This is a genomic window from Pseudomonas sp. SDO524_S393, assembly GCF_054071875.1.
Genome location: NZ_JBSVVZ010000064.1, coordinates 1 through 26,023, shown reverse-complemented (window position 1 = coordinate 26,023; position 26,023 = coordinate 1). Strand labels below are relative to the sequence as shown.

Annotated in this window: 17 protein-coding genes; 12 read left to right on the top strand and 5 right to left on the bottom strand. The window is 61.6% G+C overall.

Features of this window, described 5'->3' with window-relative positions:
- Positions 1 to 12 precede the first annotated feature (12 nt).
- Positions 13 to 387 carry a C40 family peptidase gene (locus ACW9IB_RS23480; RefSeq protein WP_457415696.1) on the top strand — a complete coding sequence of 125 codons (375 nt, stop codon included), beginning with the start codon at positions 13 to 15 and terminating at the stop codon, positions 385 to 387.
- 39 nt (positions 388 to 426) lie between these two features.
- On the opposite strand, the gene ACW9IB_RS23475 is transcribed toward ACW9IB_RS23480, so the two are convergent.
- Together ACW9IB_RS23475 and ACW9IB_RS23470 are read right to left on the bottom strand one after the other, a co-directional pair.
- Positions 427 to 1,251 (bottom strand): mechanosensitive ion channel family protein, encoded by an 825-nt coding sequence (locus ACW9IB_RS23475; protein ID WP_457415688.1) that lies wholly within the window; start codon positions 1,249 to 1,251, stop codon positions 427 to 429.
- Positions 1,252 to 1,338: 87 nt separating this feature from the next.
- Positions 1,339 to 2,868, bottom strand: coding sequence for a catalase (locus ACW9IB_RS23470; RefSeq protein WP_457415695.1), 1,530 nt, complete (start codon positions 2,866 to 2,868; stop codon positions 1,339 to 1,341).
- 397 nt (positions 2,869 to 3,265) lie between these two features.
- Here ACW9IB_RS23470 and ACW9IB_RS23465 point away from each other — a divergent pair, with 397 nt between their 5' ends.
- The 9 genes from ACW9IB_RS23465 (at position 3,266) to ACW9IB_RS23425 (ending at position 18,657) form a co-directional block, all read left to right on the top strand.
- Complete coding sequence (locus ACW9IB_RS23465; protein ID WP_457415687.1) at positions 3,266 to 3,937, top strand: LuxR C-terminal-related transcriptional regulator; 672 nt, start codon at positions 3,266 to 3,268, stop codon at positions 3,935 to 3,937.
- Between the two features lie 268 nt (positions 3,938 to 4,205).
- Complete coding sequence (locus tag ACW9IB_RS23460; protein WP_457415686.1) at positions 4,206 to 8,039, top strand: Ig-like domain-containing protein; 3,834 nt, start codon at positions 4,206 to 4,208, stop codon at positions 8,037 to 8,039.
- Positions 8,032 to 9,447 (top strand): hypothetical protein, encoded by a 1,416-nt coding sequence (locus tag ACW9IB_RS23455; RefSeq protein ID WP_457415685.1) that lies wholly within the window; start codon positions 8,032 to 8,034, stop codon positions 9,445 to 9,447. Before ACW9IB_RS23460 ends, ACW9IB_RS23455 begins: the two co-directional genes overlap by 8 nt.
- Before the next feature lie 134 nt (positions 9,448 to 9,581).
- The gene (locus ACW9IB_RS23450) at positions 9,582 to 10,505 is read left to right on the top strand and encodes an OmpA family protein (RefSeq protein ID WP_457415684.1); all 924 of its coding nucleotides are present in this window, start codon (positions 9,582 to 9,584) and stop codon (positions 10,503 to 10,505) included.
- Between the two features lie 135 nt (positions 10,506 to 10,640).
- A complete protein-coding gene (locus ACW9IB_RS23445; RefSeq protein ID WP_457415683.1) occupies positions 10,641 to 11,561 on the top strand; it encodes an OmpA family protein in 921 nt (306 codons plus the stop codon).
- Positions 11,562 to 11,727: 166 nt separating this feature from the next.
- The gene (locus ACW9IB_RS23440) at positions 11,728 to 14,136 is read left to right on the top strand and encodes a type I secretion system permease/ATPase (protein ID WP_457415682.1); all 2,409 of its coding nucleotides are present in this window, start codon (positions 11,728 to 11,730) and stop codon (positions 14,134 to 14,136) included.
- Positions 14,133 to 15,374 carry an HlyD family type I secretion periplasmic adaptor subunit gene (locus ACW9IB_RS23435; RefSeq protein ID WP_457367155.1) on the top strand — a complete coding sequence of 414 codons (1,242 nt, stop codon included), beginning with the start codon at positions 14,133 to 14,135 and terminating at the stop codon, positions 15,372 to 15,374. Before ACW9IB_RS23440 ends, ACW9IB_RS23435 begins: the two co-directional genes overlap by 4 nt.
- Positions 15,375 to 15,376: 2 nt before the next feature.
- Positions 15,377 to 17,401, top strand: coding sequence for a TolC family protein (locus tag ACW9IB_RS23430; RefSeq protein ID WP_457415681.1), 2,025 nt, complete (start codon positions 15,377 to 15,379; stop codon positions 17,399 to 17,401).
- On the top strand, positions 17,398 to 18,657 hold the full coding sequence (locus tag ACW9IB_RS23425) for a tetratricopeptide repeat protein (protein ID WP_457415680.1): 1,260 nt from the start codon (positions 17,398 to 17,400) through the stop codon (positions 18,655 to 18,657). Before ACW9IB_RS23430 ends, ACW9IB_RS23425 begins: the two co-directional genes overlap by 4 nt.
- Before the next feature lie 4 nt (positions 18,658 to 18,661).
- Here the strand turns inward: ACW9IB_RS23425 and ACW9IB_RS23420 are convergent, their stop codons facing one another.
- A complete protein-coding gene (locus tag ACW9IB_RS23420; protein WP_457415679.1) occupies positions 18,662 to 22,282 on the bottom strand; it encodes a transporter substrate-binding domain-containing protein in 3,621 nt (1,206 codons plus the stop codon).
- Positions 22,283 to 22,678: 396 nt separating this feature from the next.
- Between ACW9IB_RS23420 and ACW9IB_RS23415 the strand changes: the two genes are divergently transcribed.
- Complete coding sequence (locus ACW9IB_RS23415; protein WP_457367159.1) at positions 22,679 to 23,368, top strand: response regulator; 690 nt, start codon at positions 22,679 to 22,681, stop codon at positions 23,366 to 23,368.
- Between the two features lie 4 nt (positions 23,369 to 23,372).
- Here ACW9IB_RS23415 and ACW9IB_RS23410 read toward each other — a convergent pair whose 3' ends face one another.
- Together ACW9IB_RS23410 and ACW9IB_RS23405 are read right to left on the bottom strand one after the other, a co-directional pair.
- Positions 23,373 to 23,747 (bottom strand): cell wall hydrolase, encoded by a 375-nt coding sequence (locus ACW9IB_RS23410; RefSeq protein ID WP_457367160.1) that lies wholly within the window; start codon positions 23,745 to 23,747, stop codon positions 23,373 to 23,375.
- A gap of 129 nt (positions 23,748 to 23,876) precedes the next feature.
- Positions 23,877 to 24,506: a response regulator gene (locus tag ACW9IB_RS23405; protein WP_457415678.1), complete on the bottom strand. Its 630-nt coding sequence runs from the start codon at positions 24,504 to 24,506 to the stop codon at positions 23,877 to 23,879.
- Between the two features lie 375 nt (positions 24,507 to 24,881).
- Here ACW9IB_RS23405 and nadA point away from each other — a divergent pair, with 375 nt between their 5' ends.
- On the top strand, positions 24,882 to 25,940 hold the full coding sequence (gene nadA / locus ACW9IB_RS23400; RefSeq protein WP_457367162.1) for a quinolinate synthase NadA: 1,059 nt from the start codon (positions 24,882 to 24,884) through the stop codon (positions 25,938 to 25,940).
- Positions 25,941 to 26,023 lie beyond the last annotated feature (83 nt).

Here is a 26,023-nt window from a genome sequence, read left to right as displayed (position 1 = left end):
ACCCATTCACGGATGGGCAGCGTGGTGGCACGGGCCCACGAGTTGATCGGCACCCCGTACCGTTGGGGCGGTGCTTCGGTCAAGGACGGCTTCGATTGCAGCGGGTTGTTGGTGTACCTGTTTCGCACCGAGGCGGGCATCAAGCTGCCGCGTACCACCACCACAATGCTGGCATCGAATGCCAAGACCGTAGCGCGCCATCAATTGAAAGTGGGAGATGCGGTGTTCTTCAAGCACAACGGCGCGGCGCAACTCAAACATGTCGGTATTTACATCGGCAACAATCGTTTTATCCACTCCCCCCGGACTGGCAAGACCATCCGCATCGATTCCCTGAGCAATACCTACTGGAACAAAAGCTACCTGACGGCCAAGCGCTTTCATTGATCCAGTCGCGACCAGCCCACAAATGTCGTCGCTGCCGAATCAACCCTGAATCAACGTCACCACCCGTTGCGGGAAAGGGATGCCGATACCTTGTTGTGCCAAAGCATCGCGAGCTTTCTCGTTGAGCCGATACAGCACATCCCAATAATCGTCATTGTCGACCCACACGCGCAGCGACACGGTGATCGCGCTGTCGCCCAGTGTGGTCACGACCACCACAGGTTCCGGGTCTTGATGTATGCGCGGGTCGTTGCACAGGCCCAATAACACCTGGCGAACCCTGTCCAGGTTGGCGCTGTAGTCCACGCCCACGTCGAATACCACTTTGCGCGTGGCCTCGCTGGAAAAATTGACCACCACGCCATTCGACAGACTGCCATTGGGCACCACGATCCGCTTGTTGTCGGTGCTGAGAATCACCGTGTGGAAAATCAAAATGGCATCCACCGTGCCATACACGCCCTGCACCTCGATTCTGTCGCCCACCTTGAATGGGCGAAACAGCAGGATCAGCACGCCACCGGCGAAGTTGGCCAGGCTGCCCTGCAACGCCAGACCGATAGCCAGGCCCGCTGCGCCCAGGGCGGCGACGAAGCTGGTGGTCTGTACGCCGACCATCGACGCCACGCTGATCACCAGCATGATCTTCAGCGCGATCTTTACCAGGCTGCCGACAAAACTCTGCAAGGTTTTGTCGACGCTGCGCTTGCCCAGCACCTCGCCGATACGCCGGGTCACCGTGCTGATGAACCACCAGCCCAGTACCAGTGTGACGCCGGCCAGGGCAATGTTCAGGCTGTGTTCCAGAATGACGGGTAGCCAGGCCTCGCTGTGTTGAATCAGTTGATCGAGCTTGAAATCCATGTTGCACCTTGTCGCGATAAAAAAACGGCCCGCGCAGTGAGCGCAGGCCTTGTGGGGTTATGGCCTAAGCGGCCGTCGAGGGAAGGCTCAGTCGCTTAACAGCGCGGCCATTTTTTTCACCTGATCCATGTCGCCTTTGGCCACATCCGTCACGCCGGTGCCGTATTCCGGGTCGGCCTTGTAGAGGAACGACAGGATGTGGTGTTTGCTCACGGTGTCGGCCTGCGCCAGGGAAGTGCCAAAGCTGTGGATCAGGTCCTTGCGCGCCTTGCTGTTGAAGGAACGGTACAAGTCACCGGCCTGCCTGAAGTTCTGTTCGCGCTGGATCTTGGCCTGCTGGGTGCTGCCGGTCAGTAGGAGCATGCTGTAACGCGCCGCGGAAGATTCCTCACGTGGGAACAAGCGGCTCGGTTGGTAATTGATGCCGGTGAGGGTCGAGGCCGCATTCATCGCACCGTCCTGGTTACCGTTGTCCACCGGCGCCTTGCTGGCGTTGATCGGCAATTGCAGGGCGTTGGCGCCCAGGCGATGCATCTGCGTGTCGGCATAGGCGAACAGCCGACCTTGCAGCAAGCGGTCTTCCGAAGGTTCGATGCCGGGGATCAGGTTGGAAGGGGCCATCGCCACCTGCTCGGTTTCCTGGAACACGTTGGCCGGGTTGCGGTTGAGCACCATCTGTCCGACCTTGCGCATGGGCACGTCGGGCCAGACTTTGGTGGCGTCCAGTGGGTCGAAATCGAACGTGGCCAGTTCTTCAGGCTTGAGCACCTGGATGTACAGGTCCCACTTCGGGAACTCGCCCTTTTCAATGTGCTTGATCAGGTCGAGGGTCATGTGGCTGAAGTCGGCGCCCTGCACGCGGGTGGCTTCTTCCGGGGTGAAGTTGCGCACGCCTTGCAGGCTCTTCCAGTGAAACTTGACGTAACTCACCTCGTCCTTGGCGTTCACGAACTTATAGGCATGCACGCCGTTGCCATCCATTTCCCGGTAGCTGGCGGGCGTACCGTTGTTGGAATACAGCTCGGTCAGGGTGCGGGTGGCTTCCGGTACGTGGGAAAAGAAATCGAAGCGGCGCGAATCGTTGGCCAGGTTGGTGCGCGGGTCGGGTTTGAACGCGTGGACCATGTCGGGGAACTTGAGTGCATCGCGGATGAAAAACGTCGGGAAGTTATTGCCCACCAGGTCCCAGTTGCCTTCGGCGGTGTAGAACTTGGTGGCGAAGCCTCGGGGGTCGCGCAGGGTTTCCGGTGAATGGGTGCCGTGCACCACCGAGGAGAACCGCACGAACACCGGGGTGACGGTGCCGGTGGTAAACAGTGCCGCTTTGGTGAGGTCCAGCAGGTTATCGCTGGCGGTGAACACCCCGTGAGCACCGGTACCGCGCGCATGCACCACGCGCTCGGGAATGCGCTCGCGGTCAAAACGTTGCAGTTTCTGAATCAAGTGCACGTCTTGCAATAACACCGGGCCGTTGGGGCCTGCGGTCTGCGAATTCTGGTTATCGCCCACTAACGCGCCGTTGTCGCGGGTGAGTGGACTGCTGTGCGCCGACAGTACCAATGAACTAAGGCTCAACGCACACAACAAGGGAAACTGGCGAACGAAACGCACAGGCATACAGGCCAACATAATAAGGCTCCGGAAATTTTGAATGAGGCCAACAACAGAGGTTGGCGCAAGTCAGTACCTCTTTAGTGTGTGCGCCCCCAGGGCGTCGGATATTTAAGAAATGTCTCAATTGCATGGGCGTGCTTATGGAATGCTCCGTTGTTTTTATTGAGACAGTTCTTAGAGCCATTTTTTTTCCAAGCCACTACCGTAGTTCCATCGGTCCAACCCTGCGCTGTGCAGCGTAAGTGTAAGAGGCCTTTTGGGGAACGGATGAGTTATCCGTTAATTCCTGCTCGGGGTATTCGCCGATGTCGGCGAAGCCATAATTTAAATACGGCGTTAGACGGTTTAGGCCGTGCGATACAAGGATGCAGGTTGAATTCCTGGGAAGACGAGGTGTGTGATGTCTGGGTTAATAAGGGTGGGGGTGCTGGATGAACATGAAGTGGTCCGTCAGGGGTTGCGATACCACCTGGCCGACCAGGCCAGTATTGAAGTAACGGGGCTGTTCGACACCACGGACAACGCCTGGCGCGCGATCCAGCGTGGCCAGCTGGACCTGTTGGTGATGGACAACGAGTTGGCCAACAACGCCGCGCACGACTTTATCAAGGCCGTGCGCGCCGAGTTTCCGCAGATCTGGGTGCTGGTCCTGGTGCCCGAGGCCGACCCCCGGGTCGCCATGCTGCTCTTGGCGGCCGGCGTGCAGGGCGTGGTGTGCAAGCGCCAGCCGCTGGGAGTGTTCATTCAGGCCATTGAATTATTGGCCTGCGGCCAGCGCTACCTGTGTTCCAGCATTGTGGTGGCCCAGGAAGATGACGCCGTCGCCGGCTGGTGGGAAGTCACCGGCGCGGAAGAAGCCCTGGCCTCCCACGCTTCATTATCGTTGCGCGAGCGTGAAGTGTTGCGGCTGTGCATCAGCGGCCTGACCGTGACGCGCATCGCCGAGATGTTCAACCGCAGCCTTAAAACCGTGAGCACGCAAAAGTTGGCCGCCTACCGCAAGTTGGGCGTCACCAGCGACATGGACTTGTTCAAGCGTTTGTCCCAATACAAAACCATGAAAGGTCTTTGAGACAAGTCTCAAAGACAGCCTGCCGCTCACCGTGTTAGTTGCTCAAAACCCGCCGCGTGCGGGTTTTTTGTTTGGGCGCGATTCATAAGGCTGCGTCGCCTTTAATGTTTAAGCCTGTGGGGGTTTTGAGACAGTTCTTATATTGCCAATTACGTCGTTTGCGGAGAATTCCGACATCCCAAGGATTCCTCTTAACGGAGTGGCTTGGTTGATAGGAATGCCGGATGAACCGGTGTACGCAATCCTGACTAACTCAAAGGCAGAAAACGTGAACGCTAACTCTGTGAATGTCGCCGTAGTAGACGGCAAGACAATTACCCAAACGGTGGACCTCGGTGCCGCCAAAACCGGTCTTCCTGTACGCATCAAAGCGGTACAGGGTGGCAAATACATCATTGGCGAGGGCGAAAAAGGCTTCGCGCCGGAAAACCTCACCATCAAGCGTGTGGGCAAAAACCTGCACATCGCCCTGGAGGGCACCGACCCGGACCAGGCGCAACTGATCATCGAAAACTTCGAAGGCAGCGGCGGCCAACTGGTCGGCCTGGCCGAAGACGGTTCCTACTACGAATACATCTCCTCTGACGCTGACCAGGACAGCTCGGCTGCCTACCTGTACGACGGCGCGGAGTCTGCCCAAGTATTGGGCTCGCAACCCCTGACCGGTTTTGGCAATGGCCTGGTCGCCGGAGCCGGTATCGGCTGGTTCTGGCCAGCCCTGCTGGGCCTGGGCGCACTGGGCTTGCTCGGTGGCGTGTATGCCGCCGTTCATAACAAAGACAAAGACAACAACGCGGACGCGCCAGTGGGCGGCGGCAACGGCGACAAAGGCTCGCTCGAAGGCGTGACCGATGACGTGGGCGACAAACAAGGCCTGATTGGCAACGGCGAATCCACCGACGACAAAACCCCGACCTTCACCGGTATCGGCAAGCCTGGCACCAGCGTTGAAATCGTCGACAACGGCGAAGTCATCGGCACCGCGCCGGTGGGCGAAGACGGCAAGTGGACCTTCACCCCTGAAGAGCCGGGCCTGTCCGACGGTTCTCACAACATCGTGATCGTTCCGGTCGATGCCGATGGCAACAAAGGCGAAGGTTCGCCTGGCCACGTCATCATCGTCGACACCGTGGCCCCGGCGGCTCCGCTGATCGAAGGCGTATACGACGACACCGCGCCGAACGAAGGCCTGCTGGCCGCTGGCGACAGCACCAACGACACCACCCCGACCCTCAGCGGTACCGCTGAAGCGGGCGCCATCGTGCACATCTACGACAATGACGTGGAAATCGGCACCGCCATCGCAGACGCTGACGGCAAATGGGAATTCACCCCGGAAACCGAACTGGCAGAAGGCGATCACGCATTCACCATCGCCGCTGAAGACGCAGCCGGCAACATCAGTGTGCCTTCGGCACCGTTCCCTATCGTTATCGACATCACCGCGCCGGAAAAACCAGGCCCGGACAACGGTGGCATCAGCGACATCATCGACAACGAAGGTCCGGTCCAGGGCAGCATCGGCGACGGCGACAGCACCGACGACAAAACCCCGACCTTCACTGGCGGCGGCGCAACGCCGGGCGACACCGTGGTCATCATCGACAACGGCACGCCAATCGGCAGCGTGGTCGTTGGCGACGACGGCAAGTGGGAGTTCACTCCGGATCCGGCGCTGGACGAAGGTCCGCACGAAGTCGTAGTGGTCATCAAAGACCCGGCCGGCAACGAAAGCGAGCCGTCCGACCCGATCACCGTGATCATCGTCGAAGACACCACCCCTCCGGCCAAGCCAACTCCAGGCGCGGGCGGTATTGAAATCATCACCGACGACGTCGGCCCGGTCACCGGCATCATCGGCGACGGCGACAGCACCGACGACACCGCACCGACCTTTGGCGGCAGCGGCGCCGAGCCTGGCGACATCGTCACCATCATCGACAACGGCACGCCGATCGGCAGCGTTGTGGTGGGCGACGACGGCAAGTGGGAATACACCCCGGGGGCAGGCGAAGAGCTGGCCGAGGGTAACCACGAAATCGTTGTGGTCATCAAAGACCCGTCGGGTAACGAAAGCGAGCCTTCCGACCCGATCACCATCATCGTCGACACCCAGGCGCCGGTTGCACCGACCCTCGGTTCGGTGATCGATGACCAGGGCGCCGTGACCGGCGAACTGACCTCGGGCGACATCACCGATGACGCACGTCCTGACCTCTCCGGTACCGCCGAAGCCGGTTCCCTGGTGACCATCTATGACAACGGCACGGCCATCGGCAGCGTTATGGCCGGTGAAGACGGTAGCTGGAGCTTTACCCCTGAGTTGCCACTGAGCAACGGTAACCACACCCTGACCGTGACTGCCACCGATGCGGCCGGCAACGTCAGTGCACCCACCCCGGCCTTCGAGCTGGAAGTGATCGCTGGCGGCGCCCCTGCCGCACCGGCCATCATCAGCGTGGTCGATGACCAGGGCGACAATCAGGGCCCGCTGCCTATGGGTTCGACCACCGACGACACCACCCCGACCATCAACGGTACCGGTGAAGACGGCAACATCATCTACGTGTACGACGGCGACACCCTGCTGGGCAGCACCACCGTGGTGGGCGGTCAGTGGAGCTTCACGCCGTCCACCCCATTGGAAGAAGGCGATCACAGCCTGACCGCCCAGGCGGAAAACGCCGCCGGCAACCTGAGCCCGGCCACCGGTGTCTATCCGATCACCGTGGACACCACTGCACCGACCGCACCGACCGGCCAGGTGCTGCGTGACGACGTGGGTAACGAGACCGGCCTGATCGAGTCTGGCGACATCACCGATGACGCCAACCCAACGTTCGAAGGCATGGCCGAACCAGGTTCCATCGTGAACATCTACGACAATAACGTGTTGATCGGCAGCACCACCGCCAGCACTAATGGCGCCTGGACGTTCACCCCGACCACCGCTCTGGCAAACGGCCCGCACTCGCTGACCGCCCAGGCTGTGGACGCAGCCGGTAACGTCGGTGCTATGGGCCCGGCGATGGACTTTATCGTCGACACCACCGCGGTCGTGATTTCGATCACCTCCGTAGAGGACAACGTCGGTACCGTCACCGGTAACCTGACCAGCGGCCAGGCCACCGACGACACCACTCCGACCCTGAACGGCCAAGCCACCCCGGGTGCCACCGTCACGATCTACGATGGCGCTACCCCACTGGGTACCGTGATTGCCAGCGCCACCGGCCAGTGGAGCTTCACCACGCCCGTCCTGGGTGAAGGCGCGCACAACCTGACCGCGACGGCCACCACCCCGGCCGGCGGCGAAAGCGACCCGACCCCGGTGTTCGAAACCATCATCGACACCACCGCGCCGACCGCTCCGGCGATTGGCGGTGCCAGTGACGACGTGGGCAGCATCCAGGGCCCGATCGGCAACGGCGACACCACCGACGACACCACCCCGACCCTGAGCGGCAGCGGCCTGAATCCCGGTGACACCGTGGAAATCCTCGACGGCGACGCCCTGATCGGCACGACCAAGGTCAACCCGGACGGCACCTGGAGCTACACGCCGACCACGCCACTCAACGACGGCAAGCACGACCTGACGGTCATCGCCCGCGACCCGGCCGGTAACGCCAGCGCGCCGTCTGCGCCCTGGACCGTGATCGTCGACACCACGGGCCCGGTCACCGTCATCTCCTCCCTGAGCGATGACGTGGGTGTGGGCACCCCGTCCCTGCCGGAGACCATTCTCAACGGCGGCGAAACCGATGACCGTTCACCGGTGATCAACGGCACTTCGGAGCCGGGCGCCCTGGTGACGATCTACGCCAACGGTGTGGAACTGGGCAGTGTTGTGGCGGACGCCACCACCGGTGCCTGGACGTTTGAACCGGCTGAACCGCTGGAGTTGGGGGCTTATACGCTCACGGCAACTTCGACCGATGCGGCGGGTAATACCGGGCCGGAGAGTGAGTTGTTTGAGTTTGATTTGGTGGGTGTTTTTCATCGGCCGGTTATTTTCGATAACTTTGGGCCATTTGATAATATTATTGCTAAAGGCGATGTCATTGATCTTGGGGGGGGTTGCAATTACTCGTATGGATAATCTTGCAACTCCAGCGGGTACGATCACGCCGTTTATTAGTTTCGGTAGTCATATTCTCTTCCAAAATGGTAATTACACTGAGTGGGATTATTACGGGGAAGTAAGGGCTGAAGTGGATTTAAAAGGTGAGTCCGCTTGTACTGTTGCGTTGGAAATCACTGCTAAACAATATGTGAATAGCGGCAATACGACTGTGCCGGATGGTACCGTGTTGGGGCGCATTGAGTTCTTTGATGGTGACACTCTTGTTTACACTCATCAGATCCGTCAGGGCGATCCAAGTGGCTTTACCAGCATCACTCTGCCGAATGGGGATACGTTCACCAAGTTTGAGATTGTTCAGGATCAAGCGCAGCCTAACAACGCCCAATCAATGAGGGTGGATAACATTACAGTTAGTGTGAATGCGTTCTCTATCGTGAGTGATTTCGGGCCAGTTGATAATAGTATTTCTAAAGGCGATATCATTGATCTTGGGGGGATTGCAATTACTCGTGTGGATGATCTTGCAACTCCAGCGGGTACGATCACGCCGTTTGTTAGTGTCGGTAGTCATCTTCTCTTCCAAAATGGTAATTACCCTGGCTGGGATTATTACGGGGAAGTAAGGGCTGAAGTGGATTTAAAAGGTGAGTCCGCTCGTACTGTTGCGTTGGAAATCACTGCTAAACAATATGTGGGTGACAGCAGTACGTATGTGCCGGATGGTACCGTGTTGGGGCGCATTGAGTTCTTTGATGGTGACACTCTTGTTTACACTCATCAGATCCGTCAGGGCGATCCAAGTGGCTTTACCAGCATCACTCTGCCGAATGGGGATACGTTCACCAAGTTTGAGATTGTTCAGGATCGAGCGCAGCCTAACAACGGCCAATCAATGAAGGTGGACAACATCATTGTCGGCGATGAGTCCACTGTTCCAGAAGCTATTGCGAGCTTGCAGGAGCAGGTAGACGACCTCTCCACCGCCGACCAACTCATCGAAGTGGCCGAAGGCGAAGAACTCACCGTCGAAGCCGAAGGCACCGACGCCATCGACACGCTGACCCTCACCGGCGCCGACCAGGTCCTCGACCTGACCGCCCTGGCGGAAGGCCAGGTGACGTCGATGGAAGTCATCGATATCACCGGCACGGGCAACAACACGTTGAACCTGTCGCTGAGCGATGTGCTGGCACAGGGTGGCAACAGCCTGTTCACCGGCGATGACAGCACGCAGATGATGATCAAGGGCAATGCCGGCGACGTGGTCAACCTCGCGGATCTGCTGCCGGACGGCACCGATCCGGGTGATTGGGCCAGTGCGGGCACCGCGACGGTGGCGGGCGTGGTTTACAACGTCTACCAACACTCGTCCCAGGACGCACAACTGCTGGTTCAGGACGGCGTCACCACCAACCTGGTGTAAGCCGGCCCACCCGGCCCCGGGGATTGTCCCGGGGCTCGGGTGCCCAGGTTTGCCCAGGCAGGTGACTGCCTCTCTCAATTGTCTTTTACTTTTTTTGCCCGGGTGCCCAGCGGCACCCGTGCGGAGTTTTGATCATGTTTACACGCAACAACACCCTTACCGCTGCGCTGTTCGCGGCGGCCGTCTGCGCGATGCCTCTGGCTCAAGCAGACCAGCAATACACTTACCAGTCGGCGGCCATCCAGCCGTTCGGCAACGGTTACCAGCCGGTGGCCCCGGTCTCCGACGGCCAGGCCCAGGTGGTCTACTACCGTGGTACCGACGGCCAGCAACGTGGCGCGGCCAACGTCTACGTTGACCGTGAGTTCCACACCAGCCTGCTGCCAGGCGGCTACACCGCGTTTTGCGTGGAGCCGGGCAGCCGTACCCTCGGGGCTTACCTCGGGGATGCGCCCAGCTACCGTGGCAAGACCACCGACCTGTACTCGGCCAAGCTGGAAGGCGGCAAGACCTACTTCCTCAAAGTGCGTGAGAACGGCAACGGCGCGCCATTGTCCGTAGACCGTGCCGACGCCGAGCGTGAGTTGGCCGGCAGCCGTGCCCAGGTGCAGGCACTGTCCCGTGCCTCCAAGGTGCAGCAGTGCAACTTCGTCGACAAACCGGCCGAGGCCTTCAAGGACTACGCCTTGTCCAGTGACGTACTGTTTGCCTTCGGCAAGTCGGGCTACCAGGACATCAGCAGCCGTGGCCGCGTGGCGATCCTGGAGCTGGTCACCCAGCTCAATCGCGAACACGCCAAGCTCGACCGTGTAGTCGTCGTTGGCCATACCGACCCGATCGGTTCCTACCAGGCCAACCAGGCCCTGGGCCTCAAGCGCGCGCAAACCGTGCGTCGCCTGCTGATCGACGGTGGCGTTCCGTCCACCGCCGTGGTTGCCCGCAGCGCCGGCAGCAGCGAGCCCGTGACCGACGAATGCTACGGCAGCAAGGCCGAGCAAGTGGCGTGCAACGCGCCCAACCGTCGTGTGGTGGTTCGCGTGGACGTGAGCGGCCAGTAAGGCCCTCACGCACAGCCCGCTCCGGGAGGCCTTCGGGCTTCCCGTTCTTTGCCGCAAGCGCTGTGCGTTTGCGGCCTTTTTCTCGACTCGATAATCCGTCACCGGTTCGCTGGTGGCCACGGCGGAGTGACGCCCATGTTTTTACTTAACCGGAACCGAGCCGCCGTGCTGATCGGCGCAGCCTTGTTCAATCTACCGGCCCTGGCCAACATCCCTGCGCCCGTGGCGGGCAAAGTGTTTGATGCCACCTACGAACCGGTGGCGGCCATCGGCGAAGACCAGGCCCAGGTGGTGTACTACCGCACCCTCGGCGGGGTGCAGCGCAAAGGCGCGGCCCATGTGTACGTGGACCGTGAGTTCCACACCGGCCTGCTGCCGGGTGGCCACAGTACATTCTGCGTGGCGCCGGGCACCCATACCCTGGGCGCTTACCTGGACGATATGCCGACCTACAAAGGCAAGCACAGCGACCTGTACCAGGCCACGTTGCAAGGCGGCAAGACCTATTACCTGCGCGTGCGCGAAGACGGCAGCACCTTCCCGCTGCCCGTCGCCCGCGACGCCGCCGAGGCCGAACTCACCACCTCGCGCACCCAAGTGCACGCCGTGTCCCGTGCGGCGTCTGTCGAAGCTTGCCGGCATTACGACTACCTGGTGGACGATTCGCGCTTCAAGCATTACGAACTGGCCAGCGACGTGCTGTTTGCGTTCGGCAAAGCCGGTGCGGGGGATATTTCCAAGGCCGGGCATCAGGCGATTGCGCGCCTGATCAACGACCTGCATGAGGACGATGCACAGGTCAAAAATGTTCAGGTGATCGGCCATACCGACCCCATCGGCGACGAAGCCAAAAACCAGCAACTGGGCCAGCAGCGGGCTGACACGCTGCGCCAACTGCTGATCAACAAGGGCATTCCGGAATCCATCGTCAGCGCCTCCAGCGCCGGCAACCGTGAACCGGTGGTGTACAGCTGCTACGGCAACCGTGCGCAGCAAATTGCCTGCTATGCGCCGAACCGGCGTGTGGTGGTCAAGGTGGAACTCGGCCGCCCTTGACGCCTGCCTGACAGCAAGCCGGGCGTTTTGGGACAGGTCTTATTCTTACAAACAGGCCGTCTCGTCAGAATTCTCCTAACGGTTTCCAAGGCCTGCCTGCTCGACAGCGCCGCCTTGAGACATCCATTTTCAATGCGGTCGCCACCGGCGACCCAGGACTCTTGTGATGACTACAGACGTGCCTGTTGGCCCCAGCGAGCAGCCTCCCGTGTTGCCCGCGCGTCAAACCACCGTCCAGGACACGCTGCTCGACAGCGTGTCGTGGATCTGCGATCACTACGGCGTGGGCAAAAGCCCTGAAGCCCTGACTGCCGGCTTGCCCAAGGGCGGTCAATTGGCGCCGTCCCTGGCGCTGGCCGCGTTGTCCGCCGCTGGCCTCACCGCCGGGCTGGTGGAGCGCCGCGCCCAGGCATTGCCCAAGCAATTGGTGCCCATCGTGCTGCTGCGCAAGGAGCAGGGCGGTTGCATCTTGCTCGGTCGCGAAATGCGCAATGACGCCGAAGGCAAACGCGCCTGCTTCTACCAGGTGATCCTGCCGGAAGTCAGCCTCGAACCCGTGGAACTGGACCAGGCCGGTATAGACGCGCTGTACGCCGGCCACGCGATTCTGGTCAAGCCCCGCGCCAAGGTCGACCTGCGCGCCGGTGATGAAACGCCGCGCCCGGCCGGCCATTGGCTGCTCAGCACCCTGTGGCGCTATCGCAGCTACTACCGCAGCGCGGCCATCGGCGCGGTGCTGATCAACGTGCTGGGCCTAGCCACCATTTTCTTCACCATGAACGTATACGACCGCGTGGTCCCCAACCAGGCGTTCGTCACGCTGTGGTCGTTGGGCATCGGTGTGTCCATCGCCATGATCTTCGAAGCGATTGCCCGTTATGTGCGGGCGCACTTGCTGGACGTGGCCGGCAAAAAAGCCGACCTGGTGCTGGGCACGATGTTGTTCCGCCAGGCGCTGTCGATCCGCATGGAAAACAAACCGGCGTCGTCCGGCTCGTTCGCCAACCAATTGCGCGAGTTCGAATCGGTGCGCGACTTCGCCACCTCGGCCACGCTGGCGGCGCTCACCGATCTGCCGTTCGTGCTGATGTTTGTCGGCGTGATCTTTGTGGTCGGCGGCCCGCTGGGCTGGGTGCCGTTGCTGCTGATTCCGCTGATTCTGATCATCAGCGTGATCATCCAGTGGCCGCTGGCGCGCACCATGAAAGAGAACATGCGCGAAGGCGCGCTCAAGCAAGGCGTGCTGGTGGAGTCGGTCGAAGGCCTGGAAACCCTCAAGGCGGTGGGCGGCGAAGCCTACATGCAGCGCCGTTGGGAGAACTTCAGCGCGTTGTCGGCGGCCACATCCATGAAGTCCCGCTCGCTGTCGAGCCTGGCAACCGGCGTGGTGGCGTTCCTGCAACAGATCCAGACCGTGGTGCTGATCATCATCGGTGTGTACCTGATCGATGCCGGTGATTTGAGCATGGGCGGCCTGATCGCCACCGTGATGCTCGCCGGCCGTGCCACGGGGCCGCTGGGCCAGGTGATCGGTCTGGCGGTGCGCTTCCAGCAAGCCAAGGCGGCGCTCGGTTCGCTGAACGGCCTGATGGCCATGCCGGTGGACCGCGACCCTAAAGCCCAGTACCTGTCCAAGCCACCGCTGTCGGGCCAGCTGACCCTCAAGAACGTCGGCTTTTCGTACCCGGCGCCGCCGATGCAGCCCAACCCACCGGTACTGCAAGGCGTCAACATGACGGTTGCGCCCGGCGAGCGGGTGGCGATCCTGGGGCGTATCGGCAGTGGCAAGTCCACGCTGTTGCGGGTGATGGGCCGGCTGTACGCGCCGGTCGAAGGGCAGATGTTCACCGATGGCCTGGACGTCAACCAGATCGACCCGGCCGACTGGCGCAAAGCCGTCGGGTATGTGGGCCAGGATGCCCGCCTGTTCTACGGCTCGCTGCGTGAAAACGTGATGCTCGGCCGCCCCGACGCCACCGCCGAGGAGTTTCTGCGGGTACTGCGCCTGACCGGCCTGGACCACATCGCGGCCAAGCACCCCAAGGGCATCAACTTGCCGATCGGCGAAATGGGCGAGGGCTTGTCGGGCGGTCAACGGCAGTTGGTGTCCCTGGCGCGCAGCCTGTTGGCGCGGCCAAAAATGCTGCTGCTCGATGAGCCCACCAGTGCCATGGATACCCAGACCGAAATGGCGTTCCTGGATCACCTCAAGCGGGCCACCGAAGGCCAGGCCATGGTGGTGGTGACCCATCGCCCTTCGTTGCTGGCGCTGGTGGACCGCATCGTGGTGGTCGACGACGGCAAGGTCGTGGCCGATGGCCCGAAGGCGCAGATCCTCGAAGCGCTGTCGGGCAAGGCCGAGCCCAAAGCGGCGCAGCCGGCACAACCCGAGCAGCCGGCCAAGGCCGCAGCGGCCAAGACACGGGCGCGTCCGGCCCCGGCGCCGGTGCGTACGCCCGGCAAGGACGCGCCGACGTTTCAGATCAACCCACGCACCCCGGTGCCCACGAACAACGCAACACGACCCGCGGCCCCTCCTGTTTCAGGCCCCGCGACAGGTGAGGTAGCCCCGTGATCCGTACACTTTTCGGCCGTCAACCCAAGGCCAACCTCGAACCCGGCGATGCCGCGTTCATGAACGATGTCAAAGAGTCGTTGCTGTCCCAGACCACCCCCGGCTCCAAGCTGGTGTTGTACCTCATCGCCGCCGTGCTGGTGATCGGCGTGGTGTGGGCGTACTTCGCACGGGTCGAGGAAATCACCCTGGGCGAAGCGAAGATTATTTCCATGAGCCGCGAGCAGGTGATCCAGAGCCTGGAAGGCGGAATTCTGCTGGACATGAATGTGCGTGAAGGCGCCATCGTCGAGAAGGGCGATGTGCTGCTGCGCATCGACCCGACCCGTGCCGAGTCGAGCTACCGCGAAGTGCTGTCCAAGGTCATCGGCCTGAAAGCCTCGATCAGCCGTTTGCGCTCCGAGGCCTATTCGCAGCCGTTGCAATTCGACGACCAGGTCAAGCAGGACAAGGATGTGGTCGCCCAGGAAACCCGTGCCTACGAGTCGCGCAAACGCGCGCTCAACGACAGCATCAGTGCATTGGAGCGCAGCTATCAGTTGTCGACCCGTGAAGTGCGTCTGGCCGAGCCGCTGGCGGCCAAGGGCTTGATGTCTGAAGTCGAGCTGCTGCGCATCCGCCGTTCGGCCAACGATATCAAGTCGCAAATCGTCGAGCGCACCAACAAGTTCCAGGCCGACGCCAACTCCGAACTTTCCAAGCTGGAACTGGAGCTGTCGCAGATCAGCGAAAACCTGGTGGGCCGCGCCGACGTGCGTGACCGCACCACCATCACCGCACCGGTACGCGGCACCGTGAAGAACGTGCGGGTCAGCACCATTGGCGGGGTGATCCAGCCGGGCGAGCACATCCTCGAGATCGTGCCCCTGGAAGAACAACTGTTGGTGGAAGGCAAGATCCGCCCTTCGGACGTGGCGTTCCTGCGCCCGGGCCTGGCGGCGACCGTGAAGATCACGGCGTATGACTACGCGATTTATGGCGGCCTCAAGGGCCGGGTGGAACACATCAGCCCGGATACCCTCAAGGACGACCAAAAGGCCGCGTCGGGTCGCCCGGATGACACCTACTACCGCGTGCTGGTGTTGACCGACAGCAGTGAGCTGACGGCGGGCGGCAAGTCGCTGCCGATCATTCCGGGGATGGTGGCATCGGTGGAAATCCGCACCGGTGAAAAAACCATCCTCAATTACCTGCTCAAGCCCGTGCTCAAGGCGCGCGAAGCCTTCCGGGAGAGATGATCATGACTTACACACATGCCCGACGGCCCACGCCGTCGGCACAGGGTACGGCTGCGCCGACGTTTCGTCTGAGCCTGCTGGCCACGCTGGTTTGCGGGCTGTCGATGGGGCTGTCCGGCGCCTCGGTTCAGGCCGATGAGTTTCTCGCGTTTTTAGCGGCTTCACCGGCCAAGGCCGCACCGGCTCCGGCGCGTGCAGCGCCGGCGGTCGCCGCGTCGCGTCGCACCGAAGTGGTGATGTTCAAGCCTGCCCCGGCTGTGGCCTATACGCCACCGGCGGCGTCTGTGGTGCGTGCGGTGCCTGTCGTTGCCGAGCCGCGTCGCGTTGAGGTGGTGACGTTCAAGCCTGAGCCGACGCCGCCGGTGGTGCGTGCAGTGCAGCCGGTGGTCGAACCGCGTCGCGTTGAGGTGGTGACGTTCAAGCCTGAGCCGACGCCGGTCGTGGTACGTGCGGTGCAACCGGCTGTCGAGCCGCGTCGCGTTGAGGTGATTACGTTCAAGCCTGAGCCGACGCCGCCGGTAGTGCGTGCGGTGCAACCGGTCGTCGAACCGCGTCGTGCTGAAGTGGTGACGTTCAAGCCCGCAGTGGCAACGGTTTCTCCGCCACCGGCGCGTGCCGCGTCGTCACGCAGCGAGAACCTGTCGTTCTCCAGGGTGGACGCCGACAGCGTGGCCAAGCCGGTGCCGCGTGCGCCGTCGACGGTCAACGTGGCGCCTTCGCGCAGCGGCGAACTGCCGGGTGTATCGGCGTTGGCCACGCTGGGCGTGTCCGAGTCGGTGGCCATGCGGCAGGTGACTGCGGTGGGGCCGTCCGAGCGTGAGCTGCGCGAGATCCTGCAACGGGCCGTGCAAGCCGCCGCCGAGCGCAGCCCCAAGGTGCAGGCCGCCGTGGCGGAGCACTCCGCCGCCGATGCCGACATCGATGAAGCCAAGGGACAACGCTGGCCCCAGGTCGACCTGAGCACCACCGCCGGTTCGAAGAAGTTCGGCGGCTCGTCGGATGACCAAAGCTCCGGCGGTACCGGGATCAACCTGAGCATCGTCACGCCGGTGTATGACTGGGGACGCATCCGCAGCACCATCGAGAGCCGTCGGCACCTGTCGGCGGCAGCGGCATCGGCCATCGAGGCCGAGCTGGAAAACTCGGCGTTCGATGTGACCAACCGGATCGTCGAACTGGGCAAGCAGCGTTTGATCGTCGACCTCAGCCAGCAGTACGTGGACCGCATGAACGAACTGGTCAAGATGCTGGCCGGTATCGTCGCGGTGGACAAGGGCCGCGCCAGCGAGCTGACCCAGGCCAAGTCGCGCATGTTGCAGGCCCAGGCGGCACGTGACGCGGCGGACACCAAGGCCAAGGATGCCGAGATCAGCCTGCGCAAACTGGTAGGGGACCGCCCGATCGCGATCCCGCGCACGCCGCAATGGAACATCCGCCTGGCCAACCTCGATGCGTTGCTGGGCAAGGTCGACAACCACCCGTCGCTGAACCAGGCGCGGGAGCAGACCGAGTCCGCCGAGTTGCAAGCCAAGGTGGTGCGCGCATCGTCCTTGCCGCAACTGAACTGGGTGATCAACAAATCCACCGCCGAGGACTCTCTGGGCCGCGAGCAGCCATGGGAAACCCACTTGGCGCTGTCCTGGGGCGCTTTCCGGGGCGGCTCCACCCGTGCTTCGGAACGCGCAGCGTTGCAGCGCGCCGAAGCCGGTCGGCAAACCGCCGAGCAACAGCGGCTGGACCTGGAATACGGTATCCGCACCGCGAACCATGAGGCCAGGACGTTCCTGGAGCGGGCCGAGTTGTACCGCAGCCTGACGAACGAGTCCGACGGTATTCGCGTGGCGTTTTATGAGCAGTGGTACCACCTGGGTAAGCGCACCTTGCTGGACGTGTTGTCGGCCGAGTCCGATCACTACGGCAACCGTGTCAGCGAGATCAGCAACCGCTTCGACGGTTACCAGGCGATTCTGCGTCAGTACGCTGGTGCCGGTGCGCTGGGCGCCTGGCTGCGGGGAGAAGCACGATGAAAATGCACAAAAAACCTGCGGCCAACCCGGCCCGGCAGTTTCAACTGTGTGCCCAGGCATTCCAGGCGGCCATGGCGCGCGGTGACTTCGCTGCCGCGCTGGGGGCCGCCGAGGGCGCGTTGAAGATCGTGCCGCAGCACATGGGCGTGCTGTCGGATTATGCGTTGTGCCTGATGCGGCTCAATCAGTTCAGCCGGGCGCATGCCGTGTACCTGCAGATCTTCAACGCGCCCCCGGCGTTGCAGGCCCAGGCCAGTTCGACCTGGCTTGACGGTCTCACTGAAGTCTGCGGCCACCTGGGCCTGCGCGACGACGTCCGCCGTTACGGCCAGCGTTCGTTGACCCTGGCCGACGCGCGTCACGGCAAGGGCGTCGACCTCGGCCCGCGCGCGGCGGCGCCTGCGGCCTTCAGGCCCGACGCGCCCGAGCGCAATATCATTGCCTACACCCTGTTCGGCGACAGCCCGCGCTATTGTGAATCGGCCATCGCCAACGTGCACGCGGCGCGGGAGTTGTTCCCGGCGTGGCGTTGCCGCGTCTACCTGGATGACAGCGTGCCGACGCTGATCCGCCAACGTCTGCTGGACGCCGGCGCCCAGGTGATCGACATGAGCGGTGCGGCCCGCGATGGCGTGCACCCGTTGATGTGGCGCTTTCTGGTGGTGGATGACCCCGAGGTGGATCGTTACCTGATTCGCGATGCCGATTCGCTGTTATCCGAACGCGAGCAAGTTGCGGTCGAGCAGTGGCTGGCGAGCCCGTGCTGGTTTCACCATATTCGCGATTACTTCAGCCATACCGAGCTGATTCTGGCGGGGCTGTGGGGCGGTTGCCGGGGCGGGTTGCCGCGGTTGAAACCGTTGATGCAAGCCTGGCTGGCGCGGCAGGTGGATGTGACGCGCTTCGCCGATCAGATCTTCTTGCGTGAGCAGGTCTGGCCGATGCTGCGCCAGAGCGTGCTGAATCATGATGAGTGGTTCGACTTTCAGGGTGCCCGGCCATTTCCGAGCCATGGGCCGATCCGCTGGCAGACCGAGCGTTTTCATGTGGGCAGCAATGCGAGCTTTCAGGCGATTCGGGGTCCGAGCCCCAAAGCCTGCGGTGAGCGCCAGGGCTGGCGCGTGTTGGATCAGGCCGGCCAGGAGATTTGCCGTTACCACTCGACAGTGAAACACCGGCACTGGTCGGCGGACCTGCCGTTTTTCATCGCGGCGCCTATCCGCGCCGGGCAGTGGCGGGTCGAGCTGACGGACTGACGCGTCAGGCGATCTCGGCCAGCAACTGCTGTTCCAGGCTGTGCATGATGGCGATGACCCGTTCCACCTGCGCGTGGTAAGCCCCGGGCGGGTCTTGTTCGAGCAAGGCTTCGAGCTGGGTGCAGGCTTCGACCAGTTGCTGGGCACCGGCCATGAAGGCGCCGCCTTTGACTTTATGGGTCAGGGTGCCGAGTTTTCTCACCTCATCCTTGCCCAGCAACGCCTCGAAGCTGGCGCGGTCTTCACGGCTGGCGCTGATGAACTTCTCGACCAGGGGCTTGTAGGCCTCGGGTGCCAGCACCTTGAGTTTTTGCAGCTCGCCGCCGCTGGCCAGGGCGGCACCGACACGCCGGGCCGCCTCGGCCGATACCGTGCCGATGTGCTGGGCCAGGGCCTCGATGCCGGTGGGTTTGAACAGGCACTGAGTCATGCCCGCGTCCAGGCATTCCTGCACGATTTGCGATTGGGCGTGGGCGGTCAGGCCGAAGATCGGGTGCGGGCTCAGCGCCCGTTCCTGCTCCAGGCTGCGCATCTGACGGGTCAGTTCAAAGCCGTCCATCAACGGCATATTGCAGTCGGTGATGGTCAGGTCGAAGGGCGGATCGGCCTGTTTCCACTCGGCCAGGGCGGTTTCGCCATCGTCGCAGGGCACTACGCGGTGCCCCAGGTATTCCAGTTGCTGGCACAGCAGCAGGCGATTGGGCGCGTGGTCTTCGACCACCAGGATATTCAGGCGGTGGTTCATCGGGCCGGGGGCCTGATCCGGCAGGGCGCCCGCACTGAGCCGGGTGCGTTCGGCGGCGAATTCCAGCTGGAAGCAGGAGCCTTTGCCCAGGGTGCTGGTCACGCTCAAGCGGGCGTTGAGCAGTGCCGCCAGGCGTGTGCAGATGTTCAGGCCCAGGCCGGTGCTGCGCACGCCGCTGGTGTTGGGCGATACCTGCACGAAGGGTTCGAAGATGGCTTTTTTCGCCGTATCACTCAGGCCCACGCCGGTGTCTCGCACTTCGATCAGGTAGCGGCAAAAGCCGGAGACCGCGTCATCCGGCAATTGCTTGAGGGACAGCGTCACCGAACCCTGTTCGGTGAACTTGATCGCGTTGCTGATCAGGTTGGCGATGATCTGGTTGAGCATCAGCGAGTCGATGATCACCACCGGGTCATGGGCGTCCACGCGCAGCTCGAAGGCCAGTTGCTTGTGCTGGGCATTGACTTCGAACAGGGTGTGCACCGACTCCAGCAGTTCGACCAACTGTGTGGGGCGGTGCAGGGGTTGCATCGCCCCGGCTTCGATTTTCGACAGGTCGAGGATGTCGCCGATCAACGACAGCAATGACTGCGCGGACAGGTGCGCCACCCGCAGGTTTTCGTCCAGTTGCTCCGGGGTGCCACCGCGGACACGGAGCATTTCGATCAGCCCGATCAAGGCGCTGATAGGCGTGCGGATTTCATGGCTCATGCTCGCCAGGAAGGTCGACTTGGATTCATTGGCGTCATCGGCGGCTTCCTTGGCCAGCAGCAGTTGTTCCATCAATTGCTCGCGCTCGCTGATGTCCAGCCAGCCGCCGATCACCCCGGAGAACTCGCCGGCGGCATTCTGGAAGGGCAGGGTCCAGTGGTAGATCTGACGCTGCTGGCCGTCGATGTCGATGTCCAGGTCGGCGAAGGTCGGTTCCGGGTTCTGCTCGCTGTGGGCGTAGATCTGCTGATACTGCTCGCTCAGCGTCGGCGAGATGACCCCGGTTTCACTCAGGGTCTTGCCGATGACCTCGTCCTGGGTCGTGTGCAGAAACTCCAGATAGGCGCGGTTGCAATGGGCCAGGCGGCCGGACTTGTCGCGCACGTACAGCGCGATGGGTGAGCCGTCGATCAGGGTTTTACTGAACGCCAGTTGGTCACTCAGGGCCAGTTCGGCACTGCGTCGTTTCTTGATCTGGATTTGCAGGTAGTAATTCCACACCAGAAACGCCAGCACAAACGCCAGGGCGGCGCCGATGATGGGGTAGAGGTCGTCCTTGTAGGCGTTCCAGGAACTGGACACCGCCGGGGCTGCGTGGTTGCGCCAACGGTCGCTCAGGGTCTTGAGTTCTTCCGGCGGAATGCCCAGCAGCACTTTGTTGATGATGCTTTTCAGAGCCTGGTCGTCGTCACCCACGGCCATGGCGATGCGGGCCGGGTACTCGCCGATTACCGCACTGATCTGCAAGGCGTCCTGGAAATGCTGCTTGATGAAGTAATCGGCGCCCATCTGGATATTCACGGCGGCTTCCACTTCGCCCTTGGAGAGCATTTCGATGCCGCGCACGGCATTGGGCACCGGCACCTGGATGATCTGCGGGTAGTGTTGCGTGAGCCAGGCAGCCAGCGGGTTGCCGGCGGGCAGGCTCAGGCGTTTGCCGTTTAGGGCGTCGAGGCTGTCGAACGTTGCGCCGGTGCGGCGGGTGACCAGTACGAACGGGTTGATCAGGTAGGGCCGGGTGAATTGCTCGGGCTTGAGCCGTGCCTCGCCGATACTGAGGGCGGCGATCAGGTCGGCCTGATTGTCCTGGAGCTGTTTGAGCATCGCAGTAATGCTGTTGCTGCGCACGATCTCGATTTTCAGGCCGGTGCGCTGGCCGACGATTTTCAGCAGGTCGGCGCTGAGGCCCTGGAAGCCGTCATGGTCATCGAAAAACGTCAGGGGCGCATAGGCTCCGGCTACCAGAACCTTGATCTCTTTGTGGTTGGCCAGCCAGGCCGTCTCGGCGGCATCCAGGTCCAGGGGCGGTTGGTCGACCACAAAGTTGTTGCTCAAGCCCCAGCGCGTGGTGATGCGCATCATGTCCAGCGGCGGGATGGCATCGAGCGTGGTGTTGATGGCTGTGAGCAATTGCGGCTGGCGGTCGCTGACCGCGAAATTGATATCCGCCGAGACGCGGGGCAGGGCGCTGCCGGCGATGTAGATGTCATTGTTGTACAGCAGCCGAATCATGAATTCGGCGGTGATGGCGTCCATCCACATGGCGTCGGCCTGGTTGTACACCAGGGAGGTCAGGCCGATCAGGTGGTTGGAGTACTGGATCAGGCGGGCCTTGGGGTACTGCTGTTGCAGGGCGGCGCCGACGCTGTCGTCACCGACGTAGGCCAGGCGCTGGCCGTCCAGGTCGGTGGTCGCCGGCAGGGTTTCGCCGATGCGCCGGGCGATGACCTTGCGGTTGAGCAGATAGGGTCGGGACTGGGTGATCGGCCCGTCCTGGCCTTCGGTGATGTCGTGCAGCGCCAATAGGTCAACGTCGCCTCGGGCCAATGCGTCCCGAGCCTCCTTGCGGTTGGGATAGCGCCAGAACTTCAAGTGCAGCCCGGTGGCGGCTTGAACGGTTCCCAGGTAATCCGCCGCGACGCCTTCGAACTGGTTTTGCTCGAACCCCATGTGCAACGGCGGCAGCGCGCCGCTCCAGATCGCCACGTTGACCTCTGGGTGAGTGGCCAGCCACGCTCGGGTCTGGGCATCGAATTTGACCGGCGGCGCGGTGATGGGTGCATTGACCAGCAGTTGCACCGGCTCGCGTGTCTGGGCCAGGGCGCCGATGGCCGTCAGTATGATCAGGGTGCCCGATAACCAGGCGAACAAGCGTTGGGAACTCTTCAAGGTGTCAGGTCCGATCAGGAAGCATTGACGGTTCAGCCCGGTTGGAGGTGCGCTTTAAAAAACGTCAGATTTTGTAGTCCATGTCATATCAGTTTGTAAGATTTGTTACTAGTCAACATAGCTCCGCGTCCGCTGCTGTGCTTGTGTAGTGCTGCCGAAAACCTTTTCCCGCCTGTCGCGCCGTGCCGCTGATCAGTTCGTCTGGCTGAGTGGGATTTTTAAAAAAAATCATTAAAAACAAATGGTTATGTGTTTTTTGTTGAAGGCGGAAATGCTCGCCTTGCAAACATGTTTCCCTGGTTTTTTTTATCCCGAACTTAGGATAGTGTGTTCACAATCAGCGAATATCCTGTAAGGCGATTCGTTCAACCTTGTATGCATCAAGAGGGCTTTACGATGAGATGGTCGGTCGTTTCACCGCTCAAGGTGGCCCTTTTGGATGACCATGCGTTGATCCGCGACGCGCTGACCATCCGGCTGTCAGCCGAGTCCGACATCAAAGTCGTCGGTGTCTACGCCCAAGGTAATCAACTGTTGCAGGCCCTGCGCGAAGAGCCCATCGACCTGCTGATCCTCGACTACCAATTGAGCGACGGTGAACTCGACGGCTTGCGGCTGATCCAGTTATTGCGCGGTCATTACCCTGAATTGCGCATCCTGGTGCTTTCTTCCATGGAGCGGCCCGCGACGGTCAACATGGCCATTCGCGCGGGCGCCAACGGCTTCTTCGGCAAGTCCCAGGACCCTGAGCACCTTGTGCGGGCGATTCGCACCGTTGCGCTGGACCGTTTGTACCTTTCGCCGGCAATGGCCTCGGAGCTGGATTCCACTCCCGAGACGCCCACTGCGGCGAGTGAGGACGGTGAGCCCGGTACCGGGCAACTGGTCAACTATCCTGCGTTGTCGCCCAAGGAGCGCGAAGTACTGCGTTGCTGCCTGGAGGGCATGTCCGTCTCGCAGATTGCGGTGAAGTTCCTGCGCAGTCGCAAGACCATCAGCGGTCAGAAACAGGCCGCCCTGCGCAAGCTGAATGTGCGTACCGACACCGAGTTGTTCAAACTGCACCTGCACCTCAAGGACATTTGAGCGCTCAATTCTGGGTGTAGAAAATATGCCGGCCGATGCGCATTTTTCGCTCAAAGGTTCGGCTCCAGTACGGACGAATGCCATGGGCATGAAAATGCGTGGCGCCGTCGGTAATGTCCCGGTGCTCGCCGTTGAGCACTTCTTTCGCGATTTTCTTGGCCTGGCGCCACGCCCCGTCTTCTTTTTGATGCAGTGGGGTGCGGATGTTCGTCCAGGAAAACTGCCGTTCCCTGTAGACCTCCGTGCAGACGTTTTCCGGCTGCCATCCGGCGCGGTTCATCGTGACCATGGCCACGGCGATCTGGCCGCTCTCCGACTCTCCACGCGACTCATGGTAAATATTCAGCGCCAGGCACAAGAGTGTGTTGACCGTGCTCATTGAATGTCCTCTATTGCAATCTGACCTCCGTTAACGTGATGTAAGAAACGGGCGCGTAAGTGCGCACCTCTTCAGTGACAGGTGGCGGCGTTGCAGGTGTAAGTTGAAAAATGTCAGGAGCCTTAGTGCTCAGGACAATCCGTTGCGTCGGGCGATTTCATACAGTTCAACGGACGTGTTGGCGTTTAACTTGAATAACAACCGCGCTTTGTAGGTGCTGATCGTTTTATTGCTTAAACACAAGGTCTGGGCAATGGACTTTTGAGTCTGCCCCCAGGACAGTCTCTGTAAAACACAGAGTTCCCGCAGGGACAGCGCACTCAACAGTTTTTCGTCCCGCTGGGTATCGAATTCCTGGTGGGCGGGGGCGGGCCTCCGACTGGGAAAGTAGGTGTATCCCGTGGCGATCGTGCGAATAGAGTCGATCAACCTGGACGGATCTTCATGCTTGTAGACCAGGCCGTGCGCGCCTTCCGCCATGCAGCGATCGGTAATCGCGTTCGACACCTGGCCGGTAAAGACCAGGATCTTGGTGGGCAACTCCCGCAACTTCAATTGCCTGATCAAGTGCAAACCGTCCAGCTCGGGCTGGGCGACGTCCAGTAATAACAAACCCGGACGAAGTGTGCTGCACAAGTTCAATACGGCTTCGGCAGTATCGGCTTCACCAACGATTTTATATCCACCTTCGTTCAGCACCGTGCGCAGACTCAGACGGACGACCGGATGATGATCGGCGATGATGGTTTTAATATTCACGGTATGACTCGGGTATGAATTGAGTGAGGCAATTCTTACCGTTACTTAGGCGCTTGGCAATTTGTCGGGACGTTTTTGAGACAAGTCTTAAGTTCTGTTTTTTTGTTTGAGCTGATCGTGGCGTTGTATAAATCCGGCTTTAATTAGCCGATTAGGAACGCAAGTGACTACTTGGTTGAGCAGGTACGCGTCTGGCGCCGACATGCGGAATGCATCTTTAGGCTTTTGAATCCACTCGATATTCTGTAGCCTTGCGCAGCTTCACCCTGACCCGTGCTTGATGAACACAATCACTTCGTCCGGCGGCGCCCGAAGGGCTCCAGAGCCGGTGGTATACTCGACTTTCGCGCAACTGCGCCTGCAGGTCTTGCGAACATGACGCACATTTCCGAACGCCTTCTGGTTCAAGCCCACCTCGACGCCAAGCAGCCCAAGGCCCTCAGCGCCGACGAAGAGGCGAGCCTGCGCGCCGCCATCGCCGCCGAGTTGAAAGCTCAGGACGCGGTACTGGTGGCCCACTTCTATTGCGACCCGGTGATTCAGGCCTTGGCCGAAGAAACCGGGGGCTGTGTCTCCGACTCCCTGGAAATGGCGCGCTTCGGTGCCGCCCACCCGGCCAAGACCGTGCTGGTCGCGGGGGTACGTTTCATGGGCGAGACCGCGAAGATCCTGACCCCCGAAAAACGCATCCTGATGCCGACCCTGGAAGCCACCTGCTCCCTGGACCTCGGCTGTCCGGTGGATGAGTTTTCCGCCTTTTGCGACCAGCACCCCGAGCGCACCGTGGTGGTGTACGCCAACACCTCGGCGGCGGTCAAAGCCCGGGCTGACTGGGTGGTGACCTCCAGCTGTGCGCTGGAAATCGTCGAAAGCCTGATGGACAACGGCGAGACGATCATCTGGGGGCCGGACAAGCACCTGGGCACTTACATCCAGCGCCAGACCGGTGCCGACATGTTGCTGTGGGACGGTGCCTGCATCGTCCACGAGGAGTTCAAATCCAAGCAGCTTGAAGACATGAAGGCGCTGTACCCGGACGCGGCAATCCTGGTGCACCCGGAGTCACCGACCTCGGTGATCGAACTGGCGGACGCGGTGGGTTCCACCAGCCAACTGATCGCGGCGGCGCAGCGCCTGCCGAACAAGACCTTTATCGTGGCCACCGACCGCGGCATCTTCTACAAGATGCAGCAGTTGTGCCCGGATAAAGTCTTTGTCGAAGCGCCCACCGCCGGCAACGGCGCCGCGTGCCGCAGTTGCGCGCACTGCCCGTGGATGGCGATGAACACGCTGGAGCGCACGTTGCAGTGCCTGCGCGAAGGCAGCAACGAGATTTTCGTGGAACCCTCGGTGATCCCGCACGCGGTGCGCCCGCTCAAGCGCATGCTGGATTTCACCCAGGCGGCACGCCTCAAGCTGGCGGGTAACGCCTGACCTCGTTGTGAACCCAATCAAAACTGTGGGAGCGGGCTTGCTCGCGAATGCAGAGGATCAGTCACTGATGTGTTGGCTGACCC